The 19,790-nt window shown below is 69.2% G+C and carries 15 protein-coding genes; 13 read left to right on the forward strand and 2 right to left on the reverse strand.

The window, feature by feature from the left end; translation table 11 throughout:
• Positions 1-8: 8 nt before the first annotated feature.
• A complete protein-coding gene (locus tag ABEU20_RS03835) occupies positions 9-503 on the reverse strand; it encodes a MarR family winged helix-turn-helix transcriptional regulator (protein WP_420163039.1) in 495 nt (164 codons plus the stop codon).
• A gap of 159 nt (positions 504-662) precedes the next feature.
• Here ABEU20_RS03835 and ABEU20_RS03840 point away from each other — a divergent pair, with 159 nt between their 5' ends.
• Positions 663-1,430, forward strand: a complete 768-nt coding sequence (locus tag ABEU20_RS03840) for a dioxygenase family protein (protein ID WP_420163143.1) — start codon at positions 663-665, stop codon at positions 1,428-1,430.
• 6 nt (positions 1,431-1,436) lie between these two features.
• Here ABEU20_RS03840 and ABEU20_RS03845 read toward each other — a convergent pair whose 3' ends face one another.
• Positions 1,437-1,895 carry a peroxiredoxin gene (locus tag ABEU20_RS03845; RefSeq protein ID WP_420163040.1) on the reverse strand — a complete coding sequence of 153 codons (459 nt, stop codon included), beginning with the start codon at positions 1,893-1,895 and terminating at the stop codon, positions 1,437-1,439.
• Between the two features lie 58 nt (positions 1,896-1,953).
• Here ABEU20_RS03845 and ABEU20_RS03850 point away from each other — a divergent pair, with 58 nt between their 5' ends.
• The 12 genes from ABEU20_RS03850 (at position 1,954) to ABEU20_RS03905 (ending at position 19,752) form a co-directional block, all read left to right on the forward strand.
• Positions 1,954-3,555 (forward strand): anthranilate synthase component I, encoded by a 1,602-nt coding sequence (locus tag ABEU20_RS03850; protein WP_420163041.1) that lies wholly within the window; start codon positions 1,954-1,956, stop codon positions 3,553-3,555.
• Positions 3,548-4,285, forward strand: coding sequence for a TIGR02234 family membrane protein (locus ABEU20_RS03855; protein WP_420163042.1), 738 nt, complete (start codon positions 3,548-3,550; stop codon positions 4,283-4,285). Before ABEU20_RS03850 ends, ABEU20_RS03855 begins: the two co-directional genes overlap by 8 nt.
• 77 nt (positions 4,286-4,362) lie before the next feature.
• Complete coding sequence (gene trpC, locus ABEU20_RS03860) at positions 4,363-5,172, forward strand: indole-3-glycerol phosphate synthase TrpC (RefSeq protein WP_420163043.1); 810 nt, start codon at positions 4,363-4,365, stop codon at positions 5,170-5,172.
• A 61-nt stretch (positions 5,173-5,233) separates the two neighbouring features.
• Complete coding sequence (gene trpB / locus ABEU20_RS03865) at positions 5,234-6,544, forward strand: tryptophan synthase subunit beta (RefSeq protein ID WP_420163044.1); 1,311 nt, start codon at positions 5,234-5,236, stop codon at positions 6,542-6,544.
• The gene (gene trpA / locus ABEU20_RS03870) at positions 6,541-7,344 is read left to right on the forward strand and encodes a tryptophan synthase subunit alpha (RefSeq protein WP_420163045.1); all 804 of its coding nucleotides are present in this window, start codon (positions 6,541-6,543) and stop codon (positions 7,342-7,344) included. The genes trpB and trpA overlap by 4 nt, the downstream gene beginning before the upstream one ends.
• Before the next feature lie 5 nt (positions 7,345-7,349).
• Positions 7,350-8,288 (forward strand): prolipoprotein diacylglyceryl transferase, encoded by a 939-nt coding sequence (gene lgt / locus ABEU20_RS03875; protein ID WP_420163144.1) that lies wholly within the window; start codon positions 7,350-7,352, stop codon positions 8,286-8,288.
• A complete protein-coding gene (locus ABEU20_RS03880) occupies positions 8,285-9,043 on the forward strand; it encodes a TM2 domain-containing protein (protein WP_420163046.1) in 759 nt (252 codons plus the stop codon). Before lgt ends, ABEU20_RS03880 begins: the two co-directional genes overlap by 4 nt.
• Positions 9,044-9,321: 278 nt before the next feature.
• A complete protein-coding gene (gene gltB / locus ABEU20_RS03885; RefSeq protein ID WP_420163047.1) occupies positions 9,322-13,905 on the forward strand; it encodes a glutamate synthase large subunit in 4,584 nt (1,527 codons plus the stop codon).
• Positions 13,898-15,403 (forward strand): glutamate synthase subunit beta, encoded by a 1,506-nt coding sequence (locus ABEU20_RS03890; protein ID WP_420163048.1) that lies wholly within the window; start codon positions 13,898-13,900, stop codon positions 15,401-15,403. The genes gltB and ABEU20_RS03890 overlap by 8 nt, the downstream gene beginning before the upstream one ends.
• A gap of 72 nt (positions 15,404-15,475) precedes the next feature.
• Entirely contained in the window at positions 15,476-16,894 is a 1,419-nt protein-coding gene (gene pyk, locus ABEU20_RS03895; RefSeq protein ID WP_420163049.1) for a pyruvate kinase, read from the forward strand.
• 15 nt (positions 16,895-16,909) lie between these two features.
• Positions 16,910-17,806: an acyl-CoA thioesterase gene (locus ABEU20_RS03900; protein WP_420163050.1), complete on the forward strand. Its 897-nt coding sequence runs from the start codon at positions 16,910-16,912 to the stop codon at positions 17,804-17,806.
• A 92-nt stretch (positions 17,807-17,898) separates the two neighbouring features.
• Complete coding sequence (locus tag ABEU20_RS03905) at positions 17,899-19,752, forward strand: ABC transporter ATP-binding protein/permease (RefSeq protein ID WP_420163051.1); 1,854 nt, start codon at positions 17,899-17,901, stop codon at positions 19,750-19,752.
• The last annotated feature ends 38 nt before the right edge of the window (positions 19,753-19,790 follow it).

Genomic DNA, 19,790 nt, shown 5'->3' on the forward strand with positions numbered 1-19,790 from the left:
GATCCGCTCTACGCCTTACCGGTGCCCGCGGCGATGCCCTTGTCGAGCTGCTCGACGAGTGCCTTGCCCAGCGTCGACAGTTGCGCTACCTGCGTGTCGTCGAGGCCCTCGAACACCAGCGCCTGGACGGTGGCCACGTGACCGGGTGCGGCCTCGACGACCTTGTCGTAACCGTCGTCGGTGAGGACCGCGAACGCCCCGCGGGTTCCCGCGACGGTCTCGCGCCTCGCCCAGCCGCGCTTCTCGAGGCGCGTGACGACGTGCGACAGGCGCGACAGCGACGCGTTCGCCTGACATGCGAGCTCGGACAGTCGCAGGCGCCGGCCGGGCGCCTCCGAGAGCACCGCGAGCACGAAGTACTCGAAATGGGTCAGTTCGGAGTCGCGCTGCAACTGGGTGTCGAGTGCTGCGGGCAGCCGTGTCACCAGCGAGACGAGCGTCCGCCAGGCCTCCTGCTGCGCTCCGGTGAGCCAGGGGGTGTCGGTGTGGTGCTGCACGCCCATCGGGTCGTTCTCCGATCGCTGAAAGTCGAAATCGATGTTCGGGTGCCAGCGTGCCAAATCCGCGCAGCCGGTGCCTCGGTGCGGGGAACAGATGTCGGTACGTGGCGGTTGACTCACATGTTAACTTGAAGCTTCAACAAAGGAGTTCCTGTGAGCGACATGCCGGCCATCTTCCTCAGTCACGGCGCACCCCCGCTGGTGGACAGCGCGCAGTGGGTCGCCGAGCTGGCCCGGTGGTCCGCGAATCTGCCGCGCCCGACGGCGATCCTCGTCGTCTCCGCGCACTGGGAGTCCGCACCGCTCACGATCGGCGCCACCGAGACCGGGACGCCGCTCGTCTACGACTTCGGTGGCTTCCCGCGGCGCTTCTACGAGGTCACGTACCGATCGCCGGGCGCTCCCGACCTGGCCCGGCAGGTGGCCGCCCTCATGCCGGACGGCGAACCGGTCCACCACCAGCCGAACCGCGGGCTCGACCACGGCGCATACGTGCCGCTCACCGTCATGTACCCCGACGCAGACATCCCGGTGCTGCAGATGTCGATGCCGACCCTCGATCCCGTACGCCTGCTCGACCTCGGGCGGCGCCTGCAACCGCTGCGCGAACAGGGCGTGCTGATCGTCGGATCGGGCTTCGCGACGCACGGGCTGCCGTTCCTGCGCGACCCGTCGCCCGACGCGGTCGCCCCCGGTTGGTCGGCGGAGTTCGACGCCTGGACGGCGGAACGCCTGGCGGCCGGCGACGTCGACGCGCTGATCGACTTCCGTGCGCAGGCGCCCGGCATGCCCTACGCGCATCCGACGATCGAGCACTTCGCGCCGCTGTTCGTCACGCTCGGGGCGTCGAGCAACCCGGAGCAGATCGCCGATCAGGTGATCGACGGCTTCTGGATGGGACTGGCCAAGCGTTCGATCCAGGTGGCCTGACGCGGATCAGGCGCGGCTGCGCACGAACTCGAGGGCACGGTCGGCGTGCAGGTTGGCACGCAGTTCGCTCGAGATCACCTCGAGGACCGTGCGGTCGGTGTCGATGACGAAGGTGCTCCGCTTGACCGGGGTGATCATGCCGAGCAGGCCGCGCTTGACGCCGAACTGCTCGGCGACGGTGCCGTCGACGTCGGCCAGTAGCGGGTAGTCGAACGACTGCGCCCGGGCGAAGCTCGACTGCTTCTCGACGCCGTCACGGCTGATCCCCGCCACGGACGCCCCGGCTTCCGCGAACTCGTGCGCCAGATCCCGGAAATGGCACGCCTCCGCCGTGCACACCGGGGTGGAGGCCGCGGGGTAGAAGAACAGCACGAGTGGTCCGCCTGCGAGCAGCGACGTCAGCGTGTGACGGGTGCCGTCCTGGTCGGGAAGATCGAATTCGGGCGCGCGCTCACCGGGCTTCATGGGCGCCGACGCTACCCGCGACCGAGGCCGCGATCGGTGTTCCTGGGATGATGGGTGCATGCGCGGCGAGTCCACCACCATCCCAGCAGCTCCCTCGGCCGTTCCGGGCCGGGGGCCACGGCACGATTCGACCACCACCCGCGAGCAGTTCCGGGCGCTGGCGGCCGAACATCGTGTGGTCCCCGTCATCCGAAAGGTGCTGGCGGACGCCGAGACCCCGCTGTCCGCCTACACCAAGCTGGCCGGTAGCCGACCCGGTACGTTCCTGCTGGAATCGGCCGAGAACGGGCGGTCCTGGTCGCGGTGGTCGTTCATCGGCGCGGGCAGCGCCGCCGCCCTCACCGTCCGCGACGGCGAGGCCGCGTGGTTCGGCAGTGCCCCGGCCGGCGCCCCGTCCGGTGGCGATCCGCTGGTGGCGCTCGGCCGCACCCTCGAGCTGCTGCGCAGTGAGCGCCTACCCGACCTGCCGCCGCTGACCGGTGGCATGGTCGGATTCCTCGGCTACGACGCAGTCCGCCGGCTCGAGCGGCTTCCCGACCACGCGGTGGACGACCTGCAGATCCCCGAGATGGTGATGTTGCTCGCCACCGACCTCGCGGCGGTCGATCACCACGAGGGCGCGATCACGCTCATCGCCAACGCGGTCAACTGGGACGGCTCCGACGAGCGGGTCGACGAGGCGTACGACGACGCCCTCGCGCGTCTGGACCGGATGACCGATGCGCTGGCGGCGCCCGCTCCGTCGACCGTGTCCACCTTCGCGCGGCCGGAACCCGTGTACCGCCGTCAGCGGACCACCGAGAGCTTCGGCGCGGACGTGCGCCGGTTGATCGGCGAGATCGAGGCCGGCGAGGCGTTCCAGGTGGTGCTCTCGCAGCGTTTCGAGATGGACTGCACGGCAGAGCCGATCGACGTCTACCGGATGCTGCGCGCCTCGAACCCGAGCCCGTACATGTATCTGGTCCAGGTGCCCGGCCCGGACGGCGACACGGCGTTCTCGATCGTCGGCTCGAGCCCCGAGGCGCTCGTCACGGTCAAGGAAGGCGTCGCGACGACGCACCCGATCGCGGGCACCCGGTGGCGCGGCGCCACCGAGGAGGACGACATCCTGCTCGAGAAGGATCTCCTCGCGGACGAGAAGGAGAATTCCGAGCACCTGATGCTCGTCGACCTCGGCCGCAACGACCTGGGGCGGGTGTGCGAGCCGGGAACCGTCAAGGTCCACGACTACCGGCACATCGAGCGGTACAGCCACGTGATGCACCTCGTCTCGACGGTGACGGGACGGCTGGCCGAGGGCAGGCACGCGCTCGACGCGGTCACCGCCTGTTTCCCGGCCGGGACGCTGTCCGGTGCGCCCAAGGTTCGCGCCATGGAACTGATCGACGAGCTCGAGCCGACGCGCCGCGGCATCTACGGCGGCATCGTCGGCTACCTCGATTTCGCGGGCGACGCGGACACCGCGATCGCGATCCGCACGGCGCTGATCAAGGACGGCACGGCGTACGTGCAGGCGGGCGCCGGCGTCGTCGCCGATTCCGATCCCGTCTACGAGGACACGGAGGCCCGGAACAAGGCGATGTCGGCGCTCAGTGCCGTCGCCGCCGCGCAGACGCTGCGGCCGTTCGGGACCGCTTCGGAGGTGAACGACGTTGAGTGAGAAGAAGACCGCGGGTGCGGCTTCGCGAGGCAGGCGTGCGACCGGGGTGGCGGCACTGCTGCTCGCCGTGGCGGCGCTGTGTCTGTGGGCGTCGTCCCGGATGACCTGGGTCACCGTGACGTCGGCGGACGGCCTCGGCGAGGAACGCGTCACCGAACTCGACGGTGGAACATGGGCCGCCGCCACGACGCCTCTCGCTCTCGCGCTGGTCGCCGCCATCGCGGCCGCCTTCGCGGTGCGGGGGTGGCTGCTGCGGGTGGTCGGGTTGCTCGTCGCCGTCGTGGCGGTGGTCGCCGCGATCCCGGCCATCGGGCTGCTCGCGAACGGGGCCTCCGACGAGAAGGCCTCCGACATCGCAGGATTCGAACGGGTCGCGACGCGCGTCACCGCGACGGAGGTGGCCACGGCGCCCGCGTTGCTCGTGCTGCTCGGTTCGGTGGTCGCGCTGGTCGCCGCGTTCGTGCTGATCCGGAAACCTACTGCGACGGGAGGACTCTCGTCGAAGTACGACAGCCCTGCGGCGCGCCGCGAGGCCACCGCCAAGCGCGGCGCGTCCGATGTGGAGAGCGAGCCGCCGACCCAGCGCATGCTCTGGGATGCGCTCGACGCCGGTGAGGATCCGACCGCCGACCGGGTCGACGGGGACTCTGCTGCAGGTGAGTCGAACCCTCCGGCGCGGGATGTGACCAAGGACACCGGGGCGCCGGGTACCCGCCCGGAGTCCGAATAACTGCGACCTCTAGGCTGAGTCAAGAACCGATGAGTTTCCTCACATCGGTTGACATGCCGGAAAGGACTCGGGCCACGATGACCGTTCTCGACTCGATTCTCGACGGAGTGCGCGCCGACGTCGCCGCCCGTGAAGCCGTTCTCGATCTCGCTGCCGTGAAGGCCGCGGCCGCTGCCGCCCCGCCGGCGCTCGACGCGGCCGCAGCGCTGCGCGCACCCGGCATCGGCGTCATCGCCGAGGTGAAGCGCGCCAGCCCGTCGAAGGGCGCCCTCGCGGACATTCCGGATCCCGCGGTGCTGGCTGCAGCGTACGAGGCGGGCGGCGCGCGGATGATCAGCGTGCTCACCGAGGAGCGACGGTTCCACGGCTCGCTCGCGGATCTGGACTCGGTGCGCAGGGCCGTGAGCATCCCGGTGCTGCGCAAGGACTTCATCGTCGGGCCGTACCAGATCCACGAGGCCCGCGCGCACGGCGCGGACGTCATCCTGCTGATCGTGGCGGCGCTCGACCAGCACGTGCTCGCGTCGCTGCTCGATCGGACCGAGTCGCTCGGCATGACCGCGCTCGTCGAGGTGCACACCGAGCAGGAGGCCGACCGCGCCCTCGAAGCCGGCGCCAGCGTCATCGGTATCAACGCCCGCAACCTCAAGACCCTCGAGGTCGACATGGACACGTTCGGGCGGATCGCCCCCGGCCTGCCCACCGACCTCGTCAAGATCGCCGAGTCCGGTGTCCGCGGCACCGCGGACCTGCTGGCGTACGCCGGTGCGGGCGCCGACGCGGTCCTGGTCGGCGAAGGCTTGGTCACCAGCGGCGATCCCCGCGCCGCCGTGTCGGATCTGGTGACGGCGGGTGCGCACCCGTCGTGCCCCAAGCCCTCGCGCTGACGCCACGCTTCCCGGTGGACCCGACCGCTCGTTCTCGATGACGTTGGGGCAGACTGGAGGGGTGAGTTCACGCAATGAGGCCCTCGTTTCCAAGGGCGGCAATCTGCCTCCCGCCAGCGCCGGACTGACGGAGCGGTCCGGCCACGAGCCGGATCCCGGCGGCCACTGGGGCGCCTACGGCGGGCGGCACGTGCCCGAGGCGCTGATGGCGGTGATCGAGGAGGTCACCGCCGAGTACGAGAAGGCCCGCGCGGACGATTCGTTCCTGGACGAGCTGGATCGGCTGCAGCGCGACTACACCGGTCGCCCGTCGCCGATCTTCGAAGCGACCCGCCTGCGTGAGCACGCGGGCGGCGCCCGCATCCTGCTCAAGCGGGAAGACCTGAACCACACCGGATCTCACAAGATCAACAACGTGCTGGGGCAGGTCCTCCTCGCCAAGCGCATGGGCAAGACCCGGATCATCGCCGAGACCGGTGCCGGTCAGCACGGTGTGGCCACCGCGACCGCGTGTGCGCTGCTCGGGCTCGAGTGCGTCGTCTACATGGGTGCGGTCGACACCGCCCGGCAGGCGCTCAACGTCGCCCGGATGCGCCTTCTCGGCGCCGACGTGGTGTCGGTCGAAACGGGTTCGGCCACTTTGAAGGACGCGATCAACGAGGCGCTTCGCGACTGGGTCACCAACGCGGACCGCACCTACTACTGTTTCGGCACCGCCGCCGGACCGCACCCGTTCCCGATGATCGTGCGCGACTTCCAGCGCGTCGTCGGGCTCGAGGCGCGGGCACAGGTGCAGGCGTCGACCGGACGCCTCCCCGACGCCGTCGTCGCGTGTGTGGGCGGCGGGTCGAACGCCATCGGCATCTTCCACGCGTTCATCGATGACCCCTCGGTCAAGCTCGTCGGCTACGAGGCGGCCGGTGACGGCGTCGAGACCGGTCGGCATGCAGCGACATTCGCCGGGGGCACCCCGGGCGCATTCCAGGGGGCGTACTCGTACCTGCTGCAGGACGAGGACGGCCAGACCATCGAGTCCCACTCGATCTCCGCGGGCCTGGACTACCCGGGTGTCGGGCCCGAGCACGCGTACCTCAAGGACACCGGTCGCGCGTCGTACGAGCCGATCACCGACACCCAGGCGATGGACGCACTGCTGTTGCTGTCGCGCACCGAGGGCATCATCCCGGCGATCGAGTCGGCGCACGCCGTCGCCGGTGCGCTCGAGCTGGGCCGCGAACTGGGCGAGGGCGCGATCATCGTCGTCAGCCTGTCCGGCCGCGGTGACAAGGACATGGACACCGCAGCGAAGTGGTTCGGACTGTTCGACGATTCCGCCGCTACTGATTCGACCGAGGAAGGTTCGGCCAAGTGAGCCAACGAGATTCGCGCCTGGCGCCGACGTTCGCCAAGTGTCGCGACGAGAACCGCGCTGCGCTCGTCGGGTATCTGCCCGCCGGTTACCCGGATGTGCCCGCGTCGATCGACGTCTTCAAGGCGATGGTCGATTCGGGCTGCGACATCATCGAGGTCGGCATCGCGTACTCCGATCCGGTGATGGACGGCCCGACCATCCAGACGGCCGCCGAGACCGCGCTGCGCAGCGGCGTCCGGGTCCGCGACGTGTTCACCATCGTCGAGCAGATCGCCGCGGTCGGCGGCAAGGCCGTCGTGATGACGTATTGGAACCCGGTGCTGCAGTACGGCGTCGATCGCTTCTCCCGCGACCTCGCGTCCGCGGGTGGCCTCGGGTTGATCACTCCGAATCTCATCCCGGAGGAGGCCGGAGAGTGGATTGCGGCGTCCGAGGAACACCACCTCGACCGCATCTTCCTGGTCGCGCCGTCGTCCACCGAGGAGCGCCTGGCGATGACGCTCGAGGCGAGCAGCGGGTTCATCTACGCCGCGTCGACCATGGGCGTGACGGGCGCTCGCGACGCGGTGTCGTCGATGGCGCCCGAACTGACCGCCCGGATCCGCACGCATTCGGACATCCCGGTGGGCGTCGGTCTCGGTGTCCGGTCGGGCGCGCAGGCGGCGGAGATCGCCTCCTACGCCGACGCCGTCATCGTCGGATCGGCGATCGTCTCGGCGGTGGAACAGGGCCTGGACGCGGTGCGCGCGCTCACGGCCGAACTCGCGGAGGGTGTGCGCTCGGCTAACGTGGCGTCGTGACTGCGATGGTGACTTCGACCGAATTGCTCGCCTATCTTCCGAGCCCGCCGCAGGGCGTGTGGCACGTGGGACCGCTGGCCCTGCGCGCGTACGCGCTGTGCATCATCGTCGGCATCGTCGTCGCCATCGTGTGGGGCGATCGCCGTTGGGTCGCTCGCGGCGGCGAGAAGGGCACCGTGCTCGACATCGCGGTGTGGGCGGTGCCGTTCGGTCTGATCGGCGGCCGGCTCTACCACGTGATCACCGACTGGCCGACGTACTTCGGTGAGGGCGGCAGCCCGGCGGACGCGCTGAAGATCTGGCAGGGTGGCCTCGGTATCTGGGGTGCGGTCGCACTCGGGGCGGTCGGCGCCTGGATCGGCTGCCGCCGGCGCGGGATCCCGCTGCCGGCCTTCGGGGACGCGATCGCGCCGGCCATCGTTCTGGCGCAGGCGATCGGACGGCTCGGCAACTGGTTCAACCAGGAGCTGTACGGCCGCGAGACCACGGTTCCGTGGGGGCTCGAGATCTACGAGCGCACCGACGCGACAGGCCGGGTGGACGCGCTGAACGGGGTGTCCAACGGTGTCGTCCAGCAGGTGGTGCACCCGACGTTCCTCTACGAGCTGGTGTGGAACCTGCTGATCGTGGTGCTGCTGGTCGCGGTCGACCGCCAGTTCAAGATCGGCCACGGACGTCTGTTCGCGCTCTACGTGGCGGGGTACTGCGCGGGACGATTCTGGATCGAACTGATGCGTTCGGACCACGCGTCCGAGATCCTGGGGATCCGCGTCAACTCGTTCACCTCGGCGCTCGTGTTCCTGGCCGCGGTCGGGTATTTCGTGTTCGCGAAGAAGGGCCGTGAGGATCCGGCGGAGCTGCAGCCGCACCGGCCGGGCGGGGAGCGCACGGCACACACCGCCGACGCCGCCGCGCCGACCGAAGTCAATGGGGAGAAGAAGTGACCGAGCAGTCGGAACCGTCCAAGCGTCCCGAGTCCTCCGGCGACGAGGCCGTCGACAAGTCGACGGACACGACGTCGGGTGCGGCGCTGCCGCCGGAGTTCGGCTCGCCGTTCGACTACGACGCCACGGCGGACGCGTCCATGACCGAGTCGACCTCCGGAACGTCGGCGGTCCCGCCGTCGGGCGGTAACACCGCCGGGCCGGGTTGGGACACCTACTCGGGCGTCGGGAACGGCCCGGGCTGGGGATCGGGCCCCAGCTACCCGCCGCCGTCGAGCGATCCGCTGCCGCCGGTGTTCGGATCCCCGCAGCCGGAATACGGGCAGTCGACCCCGCCGCCGCAGAGCTACCCGTCGGGTTACCCGTCGGCTCCGGGGCCGGGTTACGCGTCCGGGCCGTCCTATCCGGGCTCGCCCGGGTACCCCGGGGCGTACGGTGCCTACGGCGATCCGAGCGCGCCGTACGGCCGCGACCCCGTCACCGGCGAGCCGTACTCCGACAAGTCGCGCGCCACCGCGGGTCTGCTGCAGATCCTGCTCGGCTTCATCTCACTGCCCGGAATCGGCCGCCTATACATCGGCAGCATCGGTATCGGACTCACCCAGCTGCTCGTCTTCTGGCTCGGTCTGATCACCATCATCTTCGGCGTCGGATTGGTGATCTTCCCGGTGATCTGGATCTGGGCGTTCGTCGACGGCATCCTCATGCTGTCCGGGGCCGTGCGTGATCCGCAGGGTCGCCCGCTGAAGACCTGATCCGACCACCTTCGCCCGCACCGCCCGCGCCGTTTTCCGGCGCGGGCGGTGCGCGTTTTCGGCGTCGCTTCGGGTGGCCTCGGCGGGGTAAACTGGCCCGGCCGGGTGTGGAACCTCGGCAACCTTCACGGGTCGACAGCAATGCCGGTGGACCCCGATCGATGCAGTCGGCACCCGTAGTCGGCGGCCCCGCCAGGAGTCGCCGAAGAAGTGCGCGACGCGCGATGGCCGCCGTGAAGCTCGCGGAGCTTCCGGTGGGCCGGTGTGGAGGTGTTCCGGTGCTGTTCTCTCGGCAACCAGATTCCCGCGGCCTCTATGTCCGTGACCGCGAGTCGGATTCGTGTGGCGTCGCGATGGTTGCCGACATTCACGGTCGCCGGTCGCACCGCATCGTCGCCGATGCGTTGCTCGCCCTCGTCAATCTGGAACATCGCGGTGCTGCGGGCGCGGAAGCCAACAGCGGCGACGGCGCCGGCATCCTGCTCCAGCTCCCGGTCGAGTTCTTCCGAGGTCTCGTCCCATTCGACCTTCCGGATCCCCGCCGCGACGGCGCCCACACGTTCGCGGCGGGAATCTGTTTCCTGCCCGCCGACCCCGAGCGGCGAGCTGCCGCCGAGGAACGTGTGGCACGTATCGCCGAGGAGGAAGGGATCGAAATCCTCGGCTCGCACGACGTCGATGTGGATCCGCTCGGCGCCGACATCGGCTCCACCGCGCTGTCGTGCATGCCGCACATGACCTACGTGTTCGTCGCGGCGACGGGCGACGACGGGGTCCCTCTGGGGGGACTCGACCTCGACCGCAGGGTCTACGGTCTCCGCAAGCGCGCCGAGCAGGTCCCCGAGGACGTCGAGCGGGCGGGCACGGGGGTGTACTTCCCGTCGCTGTCGAGCAGGACGATCACCTTCAAGGGGATGCTCACCACCGAGCAACTCGTGCTCTACTTCCGGGAACTGCGCGATCCGCGCGTGTCGAGCGCGATCGCGGTGGTGCACAGCCGCTTCTCCACGAACACGTTCCCGTCGTGGCCGCTGGCCCACCCGTTCCGCTTCATCGCCCACAACGGCGAGATCAACACGGTGCGCGGGAACCGGAACCGTATGCGGTCACGCGAGGCGATGTTGGCGAGCACGCTCGTCCCGGGAGACCTGGAGAGGCTGTATCCGATCTGTACCCCGGACGCCTCGGACTCGGCGTCCTTCGACGAGGTCCTCGAGTTGCTGCACCTCGGTGGGCGCTCGCTTCCACACGCGGTGCTGATGATGATCCCCGAGGCCTGGGAGAACCACACCGACATGCCGGCGGACCTGCGGGCGTTCTACCAGTTCCACGCGTCGTTGATGGAGCCGTGGGACGGCCCCGCCTGCGTCACCTTCACCGACGGCACCGTCGTGGGTGCGGTCCTCGACCGCAACGGGCTGCGCCCGGGCCGGTGGTGGCGCACCGGGGACGGGCGGGTCGTGCTGGCGAGCGAGAGCGGTGTGCTGCCGATCCCGCAGTCCGACGTGGTCGAGAAGGGGCGGCTCGAGCCGGGGGAGATGTTCCTCGTCGACACCGAGGCCGGCCGGGTGGTGCCCGATCGGGAGGTGAAGGCGGACCTCGCGGCGCAGCGGCCCTACGCGGACTGGCTACACGCGGGGTTGCTCGACCTGCGGTCGGTGCCGAGCCGCGGCCGGATTCCCCACGATCACGAGTCGGTGGTGCGCCGGCAGGTCGCGTTCGGCTACACCGAGGAAGAGGAGCGAGTGCTGCTGGCGCCCATGGCGACGGCCGGGGGCGAGCCGATCGGGTCGATGGGCACCGACACCCCGATCGCGGTGCTCTCGCAACGGCCCCGGCTGCTGTACGACTACTTCGTCGAACTGTTCGCGCAGGTCACCAATCCGCCGTTGGACGCGATCCGCGAGGAGATCGTGACGTCGCTGCGCCGGGTGATGGGACCGGAGCAGAACCTGCTCGAGCCCGCCGCGGCGTCGTGCCGCCAGATCGTGCTGTCGTGGCCCGTGCTCGACAACGACGACCTCGCCAAGATCATCGACATCAACGCGGACGGGGACTGCCCGGGGTTCGCGGCGACGGTGCTGCGGGCCCTGTACCGGGCGGACGCCGGCGGCGAGGGAATGGCGGAGGCGATTGAGGATCTCCGCGCGTCGGCGAGCGAGGCGATCGCGAACGGCTATCGCACCCTGGTGATCTCGGACCGCGACTCCGATCATCTGTGGGCGCCGATCCCGACGCTGCTCGCGGTGTCCGCCGTGCACCACCATCTCGTCCGGACCAAGGAGCGGACGAAGGTGGCGCTGGTCGTCGAGACCGGGGACGCGCGGGAAGTGCACCACATCGCGCTGCTGATCGGATGCGGTGCCGCGGCGGTCAACCCGTACCTGGCGATGGAATCGATCGAGGATCTCGTCGCCGAGGGCGAACTGACCGGTATCGAGTCGTCGGTCGCGGTGCGGAACTATCTGCGCGCGCTCGGCAAGGGTGTGCTCAAGGTGATGTCCAAGATGGGCATCTCGACGGTCGGATCCTATACCGCGGCACAGGTGTTCGAGGCGATCGGACTGTCCCGCGAGGTCGTCGACGAGTACTTCACCGGGACGGTGAGCCGCCTCGGTGGGGTCGGGCTCGACGTGCTCGCGCGGGAGGTGGAGCTCCGGCATCGCGAGGCGTACCCGGAGAACCCGTCCTCGCAGGTGCACCGGCGCCTCGACGTCGGCGGCATCTACCAGTACCGGCGTGACGGGGAACTGCACCTGTTCACCCCCGAGACGGTGTTCCTGTTGCAGCACGCGACCCGCACGGGCCGGGCGGACGTCTTCGAGAAGTACACCGCCGAGGTCGACCGTCTGTCCGCGGAGGGCGGCACACTGCGCGGGCTGTTCGAGTTCCGGCAGGGACTGCGCCCACCGGTGCCGATCGAGGAGGTCGAACCGGTCGAGGCGATCTTCGCCCGGTTCAACACCGGTGCCATGAGCTACGGCTCGATCTCGGCCGAGGCGCACGAGACGATGGCGGTCGCGATGAACCGGTTGGGAGGGCGCTCCAACTCCGGTGAGGGCGGGGAGGACGTGGGCCGACTGTACGACCCGATGCGCCGCAGCGCCGTCAAACAGGTCGCGAGCGGCCGGTTCGGTGTCACCAGCGACTACCTCGTCAACGCCACCGACATCCAGATCAAGATGGCGCAGGGCGCCAAGCCCGGTGAGGGCGGCCAACTTCCGGCGTTCAAGGTCTATCCGTGGATCGCGCGGACCCGGCACTCCACCCCGGGGGTGGGACTGATCTCGCCGCCGCCCCATCACGACATCTACTCGATCGAGGACCTCGCCCAGCTGATCCACGACCTCAAGAACGCGAACGAGGATGCCCGCGTACACGTCAAGCTCGTCAGCTCCGTGGGCGTCGGCACGGTCGCCGCCGGGGTGAGCAAGGCCCACGCCGACGTGGTCCTCATCTCCGGGCACGACGGCGGCACCGGCGCATCGCCGCTGACCTCGCTTGAGCACGCGGGGCTGCCGTGGGAGGTGGGTCTGGCCGACGCACAGCAGACCCTGGTGCTCAACGGACTGCGTGACCGGATCACCGTGCAGTGCGACGGCGGCATGCGGACGGCCCGGGACGTGGTGGTCGCGATGCTGCTCGGGGCCGAGGAGTTCGGGTTCTCCACCGCCCCGTTGATCGCTGCCGGCTGCATCATGATGCGCGTGTGCCACCTCGACACGTGCCCGGTGGGTGTGGCGACGCAGAATCCGGAACTGCGCAAGCGGTTCACCGGCAAGCCCGAGTTCGTCGAGGAGTTCTTCCGGTTCGTCGCGGAGGATGTCCGAAAGCATCTCGCGGAGCTCGGTTTCCGCAGTGTCGACGAGGCCGTCGGTCATCCCGAGGTGCTCGAGACGGCCATCGGTGTCGCGCACTGGAAGAGTCGTGGCCTCGACCTCACCCCGATCTTCTCCAAGGAGGAGACGCTCCCCGGAGAAGGCACCCCGCAGCGACGGCGGGTACGCGCGCAGGAGCACGGACTCGATCTGGCGCTGGACCGGACGCTGATCCAGTTGGCGGAGGGCGCCCTCGAGGATGCACTGCCCGTTCGGCTCGAGCTGCCGGTGCGGAACGTCAACCGCACCGTGGGGACGCTGCTCGGGTCCGAGGTCACCCGCCGCTACGGGGCGGCGGGACTGCCGGACGACACGATCCGGATCCAACTCGAGGGATCGGCGGGCCAGTCTCTGGGGGCGTTCCTGCCTCCCGGTGTCACGATCGACCTCGTCGGCGACGCGAACGACTACGTCGGCAAAGGACTCTCTGGCGGCCGCATCGTGGTCCGGCCGGCCGACGACGTCCTGTTCCTGCCGGAGACGCAGGTGATCGCCGGAAACACCCTGTTGTACGGCGCGACGTCGGGCGAGGCGTACCTGCGCGGCCGGGTCGGCGAACGATTCTGTGTCCGCAACTCGGGGGCGTTGGCAATCGCCGAGGGCGTCGGCGACCATGCGTGCGAGTACATGACGGGCGGACGCGTCGTCGTCCTCGGTCCGATCGGCCGCAACCTGGCGGCGGGGATGTCGGGCGGCATCGCGTTCGTCCTCGACGCCGACCCCTCGAAGATCAACACCGCGATGGTGCGGTTGCAGGCACCGGACGGCGACGACCTGCAGTGGTTGCGGGTGGTGGTCGAGCAACACCTGCGGTGGACGGGCTCGGCTGTGGCGGCGTCGGTGCTGGCCGACTGGCCCCGTCGCTCCGCACTCTTCACCAAGGTCATGCCCACCGACTACCAGCGCGTTCTCGAGGCGACGCGGATGGCCCGGGCAGAGGGACTCGACGTCGACACCGCGATCATGGAGGCAGCCCGTGGCTGATCCCCAAGGGTTCCTGCACGTGGCGAAGCAGGAAGCGCGCAAGCGACCGGTCGACGAACGCATCCACGACTGGCGCGAGGTGTACGCGCCCCAGTCGCCGTGCGAGCGGGCCCGCGAGGTGTCCGAGCAGGCGCGCCGGTGCATGGACTGCGGCATCCCGTTCTGTCACTCGAGTAGCGCCGGGTGTCCGCTCGGGAACCTGATCCCCGAGTGGAACGATCTGGTGCGCCGGGGACGGTGGGATGCCGCCGCCGAACGCCTGCACGCCACCAACAACTTCCCGGAGTTCACCGGCCGGGTCTGCCCGGCGCCCTGCGAGGCCGCGTGCGTTCTCGCGCTCGCCGACACCCACACCACGGGAAGCGTCACGATCAAGCGCATCGAACAGGCCATCGCCGACACCGCGTGGGAGAGGGACTTCGTCCCGCCGGTGCGCGCGGCGCTGCGGACCGGCAAGAACGTCGCGGTCGTCGGATCCGGTCCGGCGGGTCTGGCCGCGGCGCAACAACTCACGCGGGCCGGACACGAGGTCACGGTGTACGAGCGCGACGACCGGCTCGGGGGATTGCTGCGGTACGGCATCCCCGAGTTCAAGCTCGAGAAGAGCGTCGTCGAACGCCGACTGTCCCAGATGCGAGTGGAGGGAACACATTTCGTCACCGAAGTCGAGGTGGGTGTCGATCTCGCCGTGCCGGATCTGCGTGACCGGTTCGACGCGGTGGTGCTCGCGACCGGCGCGCTCCTCGCCCGCGACAATCCCGACGTCGAGGGCCGGAGGCTCGACGGAGTGCACCTGGCGATGGAACACCTCGTCGCGTCGAACCACGAGTGCGAGGGCGATGGGGCGACCCCGATCTCCGCGAAGGGCAAGCACGTCGTGATCATCGGTGGCGGCGACACCGGGGCGGACTGTCTGGGAACCGCGCATCGGCAGGGCGCGTTGTCGGTCACGCAACTGGACTACCACCCGGCGCTACCGGAGGAGCGGGACGAGGCGTCGGCGCCGTGGCCGGCGTGGCCGATGGTGCTGCGCACGTCACCGGCACACGCCGAGGGCGGTGTTCGCCGTTACGAGGTTGCGGTGCAACGCTTCCTCGGCGACGCGTCCGGTCACGTCCACTCGATGGTGCTGGCCGAGGTGCGCCTGACCCGCGACGAACACGGCCGGCGCGTGATCACCCCGGTCGGTGAGGAAATCGAACTACCCTGCGATCTGGCACTTTTCGCAATCGGTTTCGAGGGTGTCGAACACGGTCCACTGCTCGACGACCTCGGGCTCGTCACGAACCGGCGCGGTGCGTTGTCGTGTGCGGCGGACTGGCAGACGGCCACCCCCGGAGTCTTCGTGTGCGGCGATGCGCATCGCGGCGCGTCGTTGGTGGTGTGGGCCATCGCGGAGGGGCGTTCGGCGGCCCGCGGGGTGGACGTGTACCTCACCGGCTCGTCCGAGCTGCCCGCACCGGTGCACCCGACGGCCCTGCCGCTGACCGTCCTCTGACGCTCACTTCGACGTCATCGGGCGTTCGCCCGCCGAATAGAGTTCGTTCCCCGGATTGACTAGGCTTTCCTCGTGACCCGACGCACGAAGATTGTCTGCACTCTTGGCCCTGCTACTGCCTCCGGCGACCGCGTCCGCGAGCTCGTCGAGAGCGGAATGGACGTAGCCAGACTCAACTTCAGTCACGGCGAACACGCTGATCACGAGGACAATTACAACCGTGTCCGGGCCGCCTCCGAGGCGACCGGGCGCGCGGTCGGCATCCTCGCCGACCTGCAGGGTCCGAAGATCCGTCTCGGCCGTTTCGTCGAGGGGAAGACCCGCTGGGAGACCGGGGAACAGATCCGGATCACGGTCGAGGACTGTGAGGGAACCCACGATCGGGTGTCGACCACCTACAAGCAGCTCGCGCAGGACGCGCAGCCCGGCGACCGACTGCTCGTCGACGACGGCAAGGTCGGACTGGTCGTCGAGGCCGTCGACGGTGACGACGTGGTGTGCCGCGTCACCGAGGGTGGCCCGGTGAGCAACAACAAGGGCGTCTCGCTGCCCGGTATGAACGTGTCGGTGCCGGCGCTGTCGGTGAAGGACATCGAGGACCTCGAGTTCGCGCTGCGCCTCGGTGTCGACTTCATCGCGTTGTCGTTCGTGCGCTCGCCCGCGGACGTCGAACTGGTGCACGAGGTGATGGACCGCGTCGGACGCCGGGTGCCGGTGATCGCGAAGCTCGAGAAGCCCGAGGCGATCGAGAACCTCGAGGCCGTCGTTCTCGCCTTCGACGCGGTGATGGTCGCGCGTGGCGACCTGGGTGTCGAGCTGCCCCTCGAGCAGGTGCCGCTCGTGCAGAAGCGCGCGATCCAGATCGCCCGCGAGAACGCGAAGCCGGTGATCGTCGCGACGCAGATGCTCGAGTCGATGATCGAGAACTCCCGCCCCACCCGCGCCGAGGCGTCGGACGTCGCGAACGCCGTCCTCGACGGTGCCGACGCGGTGATGCTCTCCGGTGAGACGTCGGTCGGCAAGTACGTGATGGAGACCGTGCAGACGATGGCGCGGATCCTCGAGGCCGTCGAGACCGATCCGGCGCGGGTCCCGCCGCTCACGCACGTCCCGCGCACCAAGCGCGGCGTCATCTCGTACGGCGCCCGCGACATCGGTGAGCGCCTGGACGCGAAGGCCCTGGTGGCATTCACCCAGTCCGGCGACACGGTCCGCCGTCTCGCACGGCTGCACTCGCCGCTGCCGCTGCTGGCCTTCACGCCGCTCGAATCGGTGCGCTGCCAGCTGGCGCTGTCGTGGGGAACCGAGACGTTCATCGTCGACCCGGTCGGCTCGACCGACCAGATGTTCACCCAGGTCGACCACGCCCTGCTCTCGCTCGGTCGCTACAACAAGGGCGACCTCGTGGTCATCGTGGCCGGCTCCCCGCCGGGCACAGTAGGCTCGACCAACCTGATCCACGTGCACCGGATCGGGGAGGAAGACCACTAGCGAGGGGACGCGCACGTGAACGAGGTGGGGGCAGCGCTGCGACCGACGCGCTCGGCCGATCTGGAGACGCTGCTGAGCCTCCTCGATCTCGACCGGATCGGGGAGGACACCTACCTCGGACGCCACCCGGAGCAGGTCGGCAGCCGAACCTTCGGCGGCCAGCTGGTGTCGCAGGCGCTGGTGGCTGCGGGGCGCACCGTCGAGGGTGATCGTCCCGTGCACGCCGTCAACGCCCACTTCATTCGCGGCGGCGACGTCAAGGCACCGATCGAGTATCGCGTCGACCGGCACCGGGACGGGCGGGCGTTCGCGAACCGTCAGGTAACCGCATACCAGGACGGGAACGTCGTGTTCTCGATGTTCGCGGCCTTCCAGGACTGGGGTACCGGGCTCGAGCACAGTGTCGGGATCCCGGATGTGGACGGGCCGGAGGCCCTTCCGTCGCTCGGCGATCATCTGGCCGGCTACGAGGACCGCCTGCCGAACTTCGTCGGTGCCCTCAAACCGATCGAGATGCGCTACGTCAACGACCCCGCCTGGGTCCTCAAGGGTTCCGGGGAACGCCTCGACCACAACCGGGTCTGGATGCGTACCGACGGGCAGCTGTCCGACGACGCGCGTCTACACGCGGCGGCGCTCGCGTACTCGTCGGACACCACCGTCCTGGACTCGGTGCTGACCACCCACGGGTTGTCGTGGGGGCTCGACCGCATCGTCGCCGCGACGGTCAATCACTCGATCTGGTTCCACCGTCCGTTCCGGTTCGACGACTGGGCGCTGTATGCGACGGAGTCGCCCGTTGCGGCCGGATCGCGCGGTCTGGCGACCGGTCGATTCTTCACCCGCGAGGGGGAGTTGATCGCAACGGTGGTGCAGGAAGGCGTCATTCGGCATTTTCCGGCCCGGCGCTGAGTTCGTTCGGCCATGACCGTCCGCGGTACCCGCCGCGGTGACTAGACTTCTGGTTCTCTGATCACGGCACGCCATCTGTGATGGGGGAGCCCATGCGAGACGAACCGATCGACTGGAGCCACGAGGCCGTTGCCAGTCTGCTGTGGACCTCCCGAGCCTTCCTCGTCGCACTGATCTGTTTCGTCGTGATCGGCGCGGTGCTGGCCCGCCGTACCAACTGGGGACGGCAATTCTGGCGCATCACTGGACCCTACTTCTCCACGCGTGACAGCTGGCGGCCCTGGTCGCTGATCCTGGCGCTGCTGTTCCTGACGATCCTCGGGGTGCGGATCCTGGTCCTGCTCTCGTACCAGAGCAACGAGATGTACACCTCGCTGCAGTTGGTCGCACAGGCGCTCCAGTCGGGCGACGCCGCAGCGCTCGACGATGCCAAGACGCTGTTCTGGCGCTCGATCGTGGTGTTCGCGGTGCTGGCGACGGTGCACGTCGTCCGGTCGCTGCTCGCACAGTACGTCGGCCAGGCCCTCGAGATCCTGTGGCGCACGTGGCTCACCGACCGGGTCACGACCGACTGGCTCGGTGGCCGCGCGTACTACCGGGGGCGTTTCATCGACAACTCGATCGACAACCCGGACCAGCGAATCGAGTCCGACATCACCGAGGTCGCGACCACGTCGCAGACGCTGTCGATGGGACTGGTCAGCGCGGTGGTGTCGGTGGTGTCGTTCACCGGCATCCTGTGGGACCTGTCGGGGCCGATGACCGTGTTCGGCGTCGAGATCCCCAGGGCGATGGTGGTCCTCGTCTACGTCTACATCCTCACGGCCACCGCGATCGCCTTCTGGATCGGGCGCCCCCTGATCACCCTGAGCTTCCTGAAGGAACGACTGACCGCCAACTTCCGTTATGCCCTCGTGCGCCTGCGCGACAGCGCCGAGAACGTCGCATTCTACCGCGGCGAGGACGTCGAGAAGCACGGTCTCCTCGGACGATTCGCGGCGGTCATCGTCAACGCGTGGCAGATCGTGTTCCGGACCCTGAAGTTCAACGGCTTCAACCTCGGTGTCAGCCAGGTCGCCGTCGTGTTCCCGATCGTGATCCAGGCCCCGAGGTTCTTCGCCGGCACGATCACCCTCGGCGACATCACCCAGAGTGCGCAGGCCTTCGGCCAGGTTTCGGACGCGCTGTCGTTCTTCCGGCAGTCGTACGACCAGTTCGCGGTGTATCGCGCGAGCCTGATTCGCCTCGACGGACTGATGGACGCCGACGAACGTTCGCGGCGCCTGCCGTCGATCCGCACGGCAGGACGTGACCACGTGGTGGATCTCGACAAGGTGTCCGTGCGGACCCCGGACGGCAGGCTGCTGATCGGCGAGCTCGATCTCCACCTGGTTCCCGGGGAAGCCCTGCTGGTCAAGGGATCGTCCGGCAGCGGCAAGACCACGCTGCTGCGCAGCCTCGCCGAGATGTGGCCCTTCGCGGACGGTTCCGTCTCCCGGCCGGTGGGCCGGGACGCACTGTTCCTGTCGCAGCTGCCCTACCTGCCACTGGGTGATCTGCGCAGTGCGGTCGCCTACCCGGCGCGCGTCGAGGATCTGACCGACGAGGTGATCCGGGGTGTCCTGCGGGACGTGCACCTGGGCAACCTCGCCGGACGCCTCGACGAGCGCGCCGATTGGGCGAAGATCCTGTCGCCGGGAGAGCAGCAACGCATCGCGTTCGCTCGTGTCCTGCTGCTCAGGCCGCAGGTCGTGTTCCTCGACGAGGCCACGTCGGCTGTCGACGAGGGGCTGGAATACTCTCTCTACCAATTGATTCGAGAGCACGCGCCCGAGTGCATCCTGTTCAGCGTCAGTCATCGCAGCACCGTCGACCAGCATCACACGCGGCAGCTGGAACTGCTCGGTGACGGACCCTGGCGCCTTTCGGCCGTGACGGTCGGCTGATCCTGCCGAGCCGAAGGGATCCTTCACGCGCCGGGAGC

Source organism: Rhodococcus parequi, from assembly GCF_046042785.1.
Taxonomy (GTDB): Bacteria; Actinomycetota; Actinomycetes; order Mycobacteriales; family Mycobacteriaceae; genus Prescottella; species Prescottella parequi.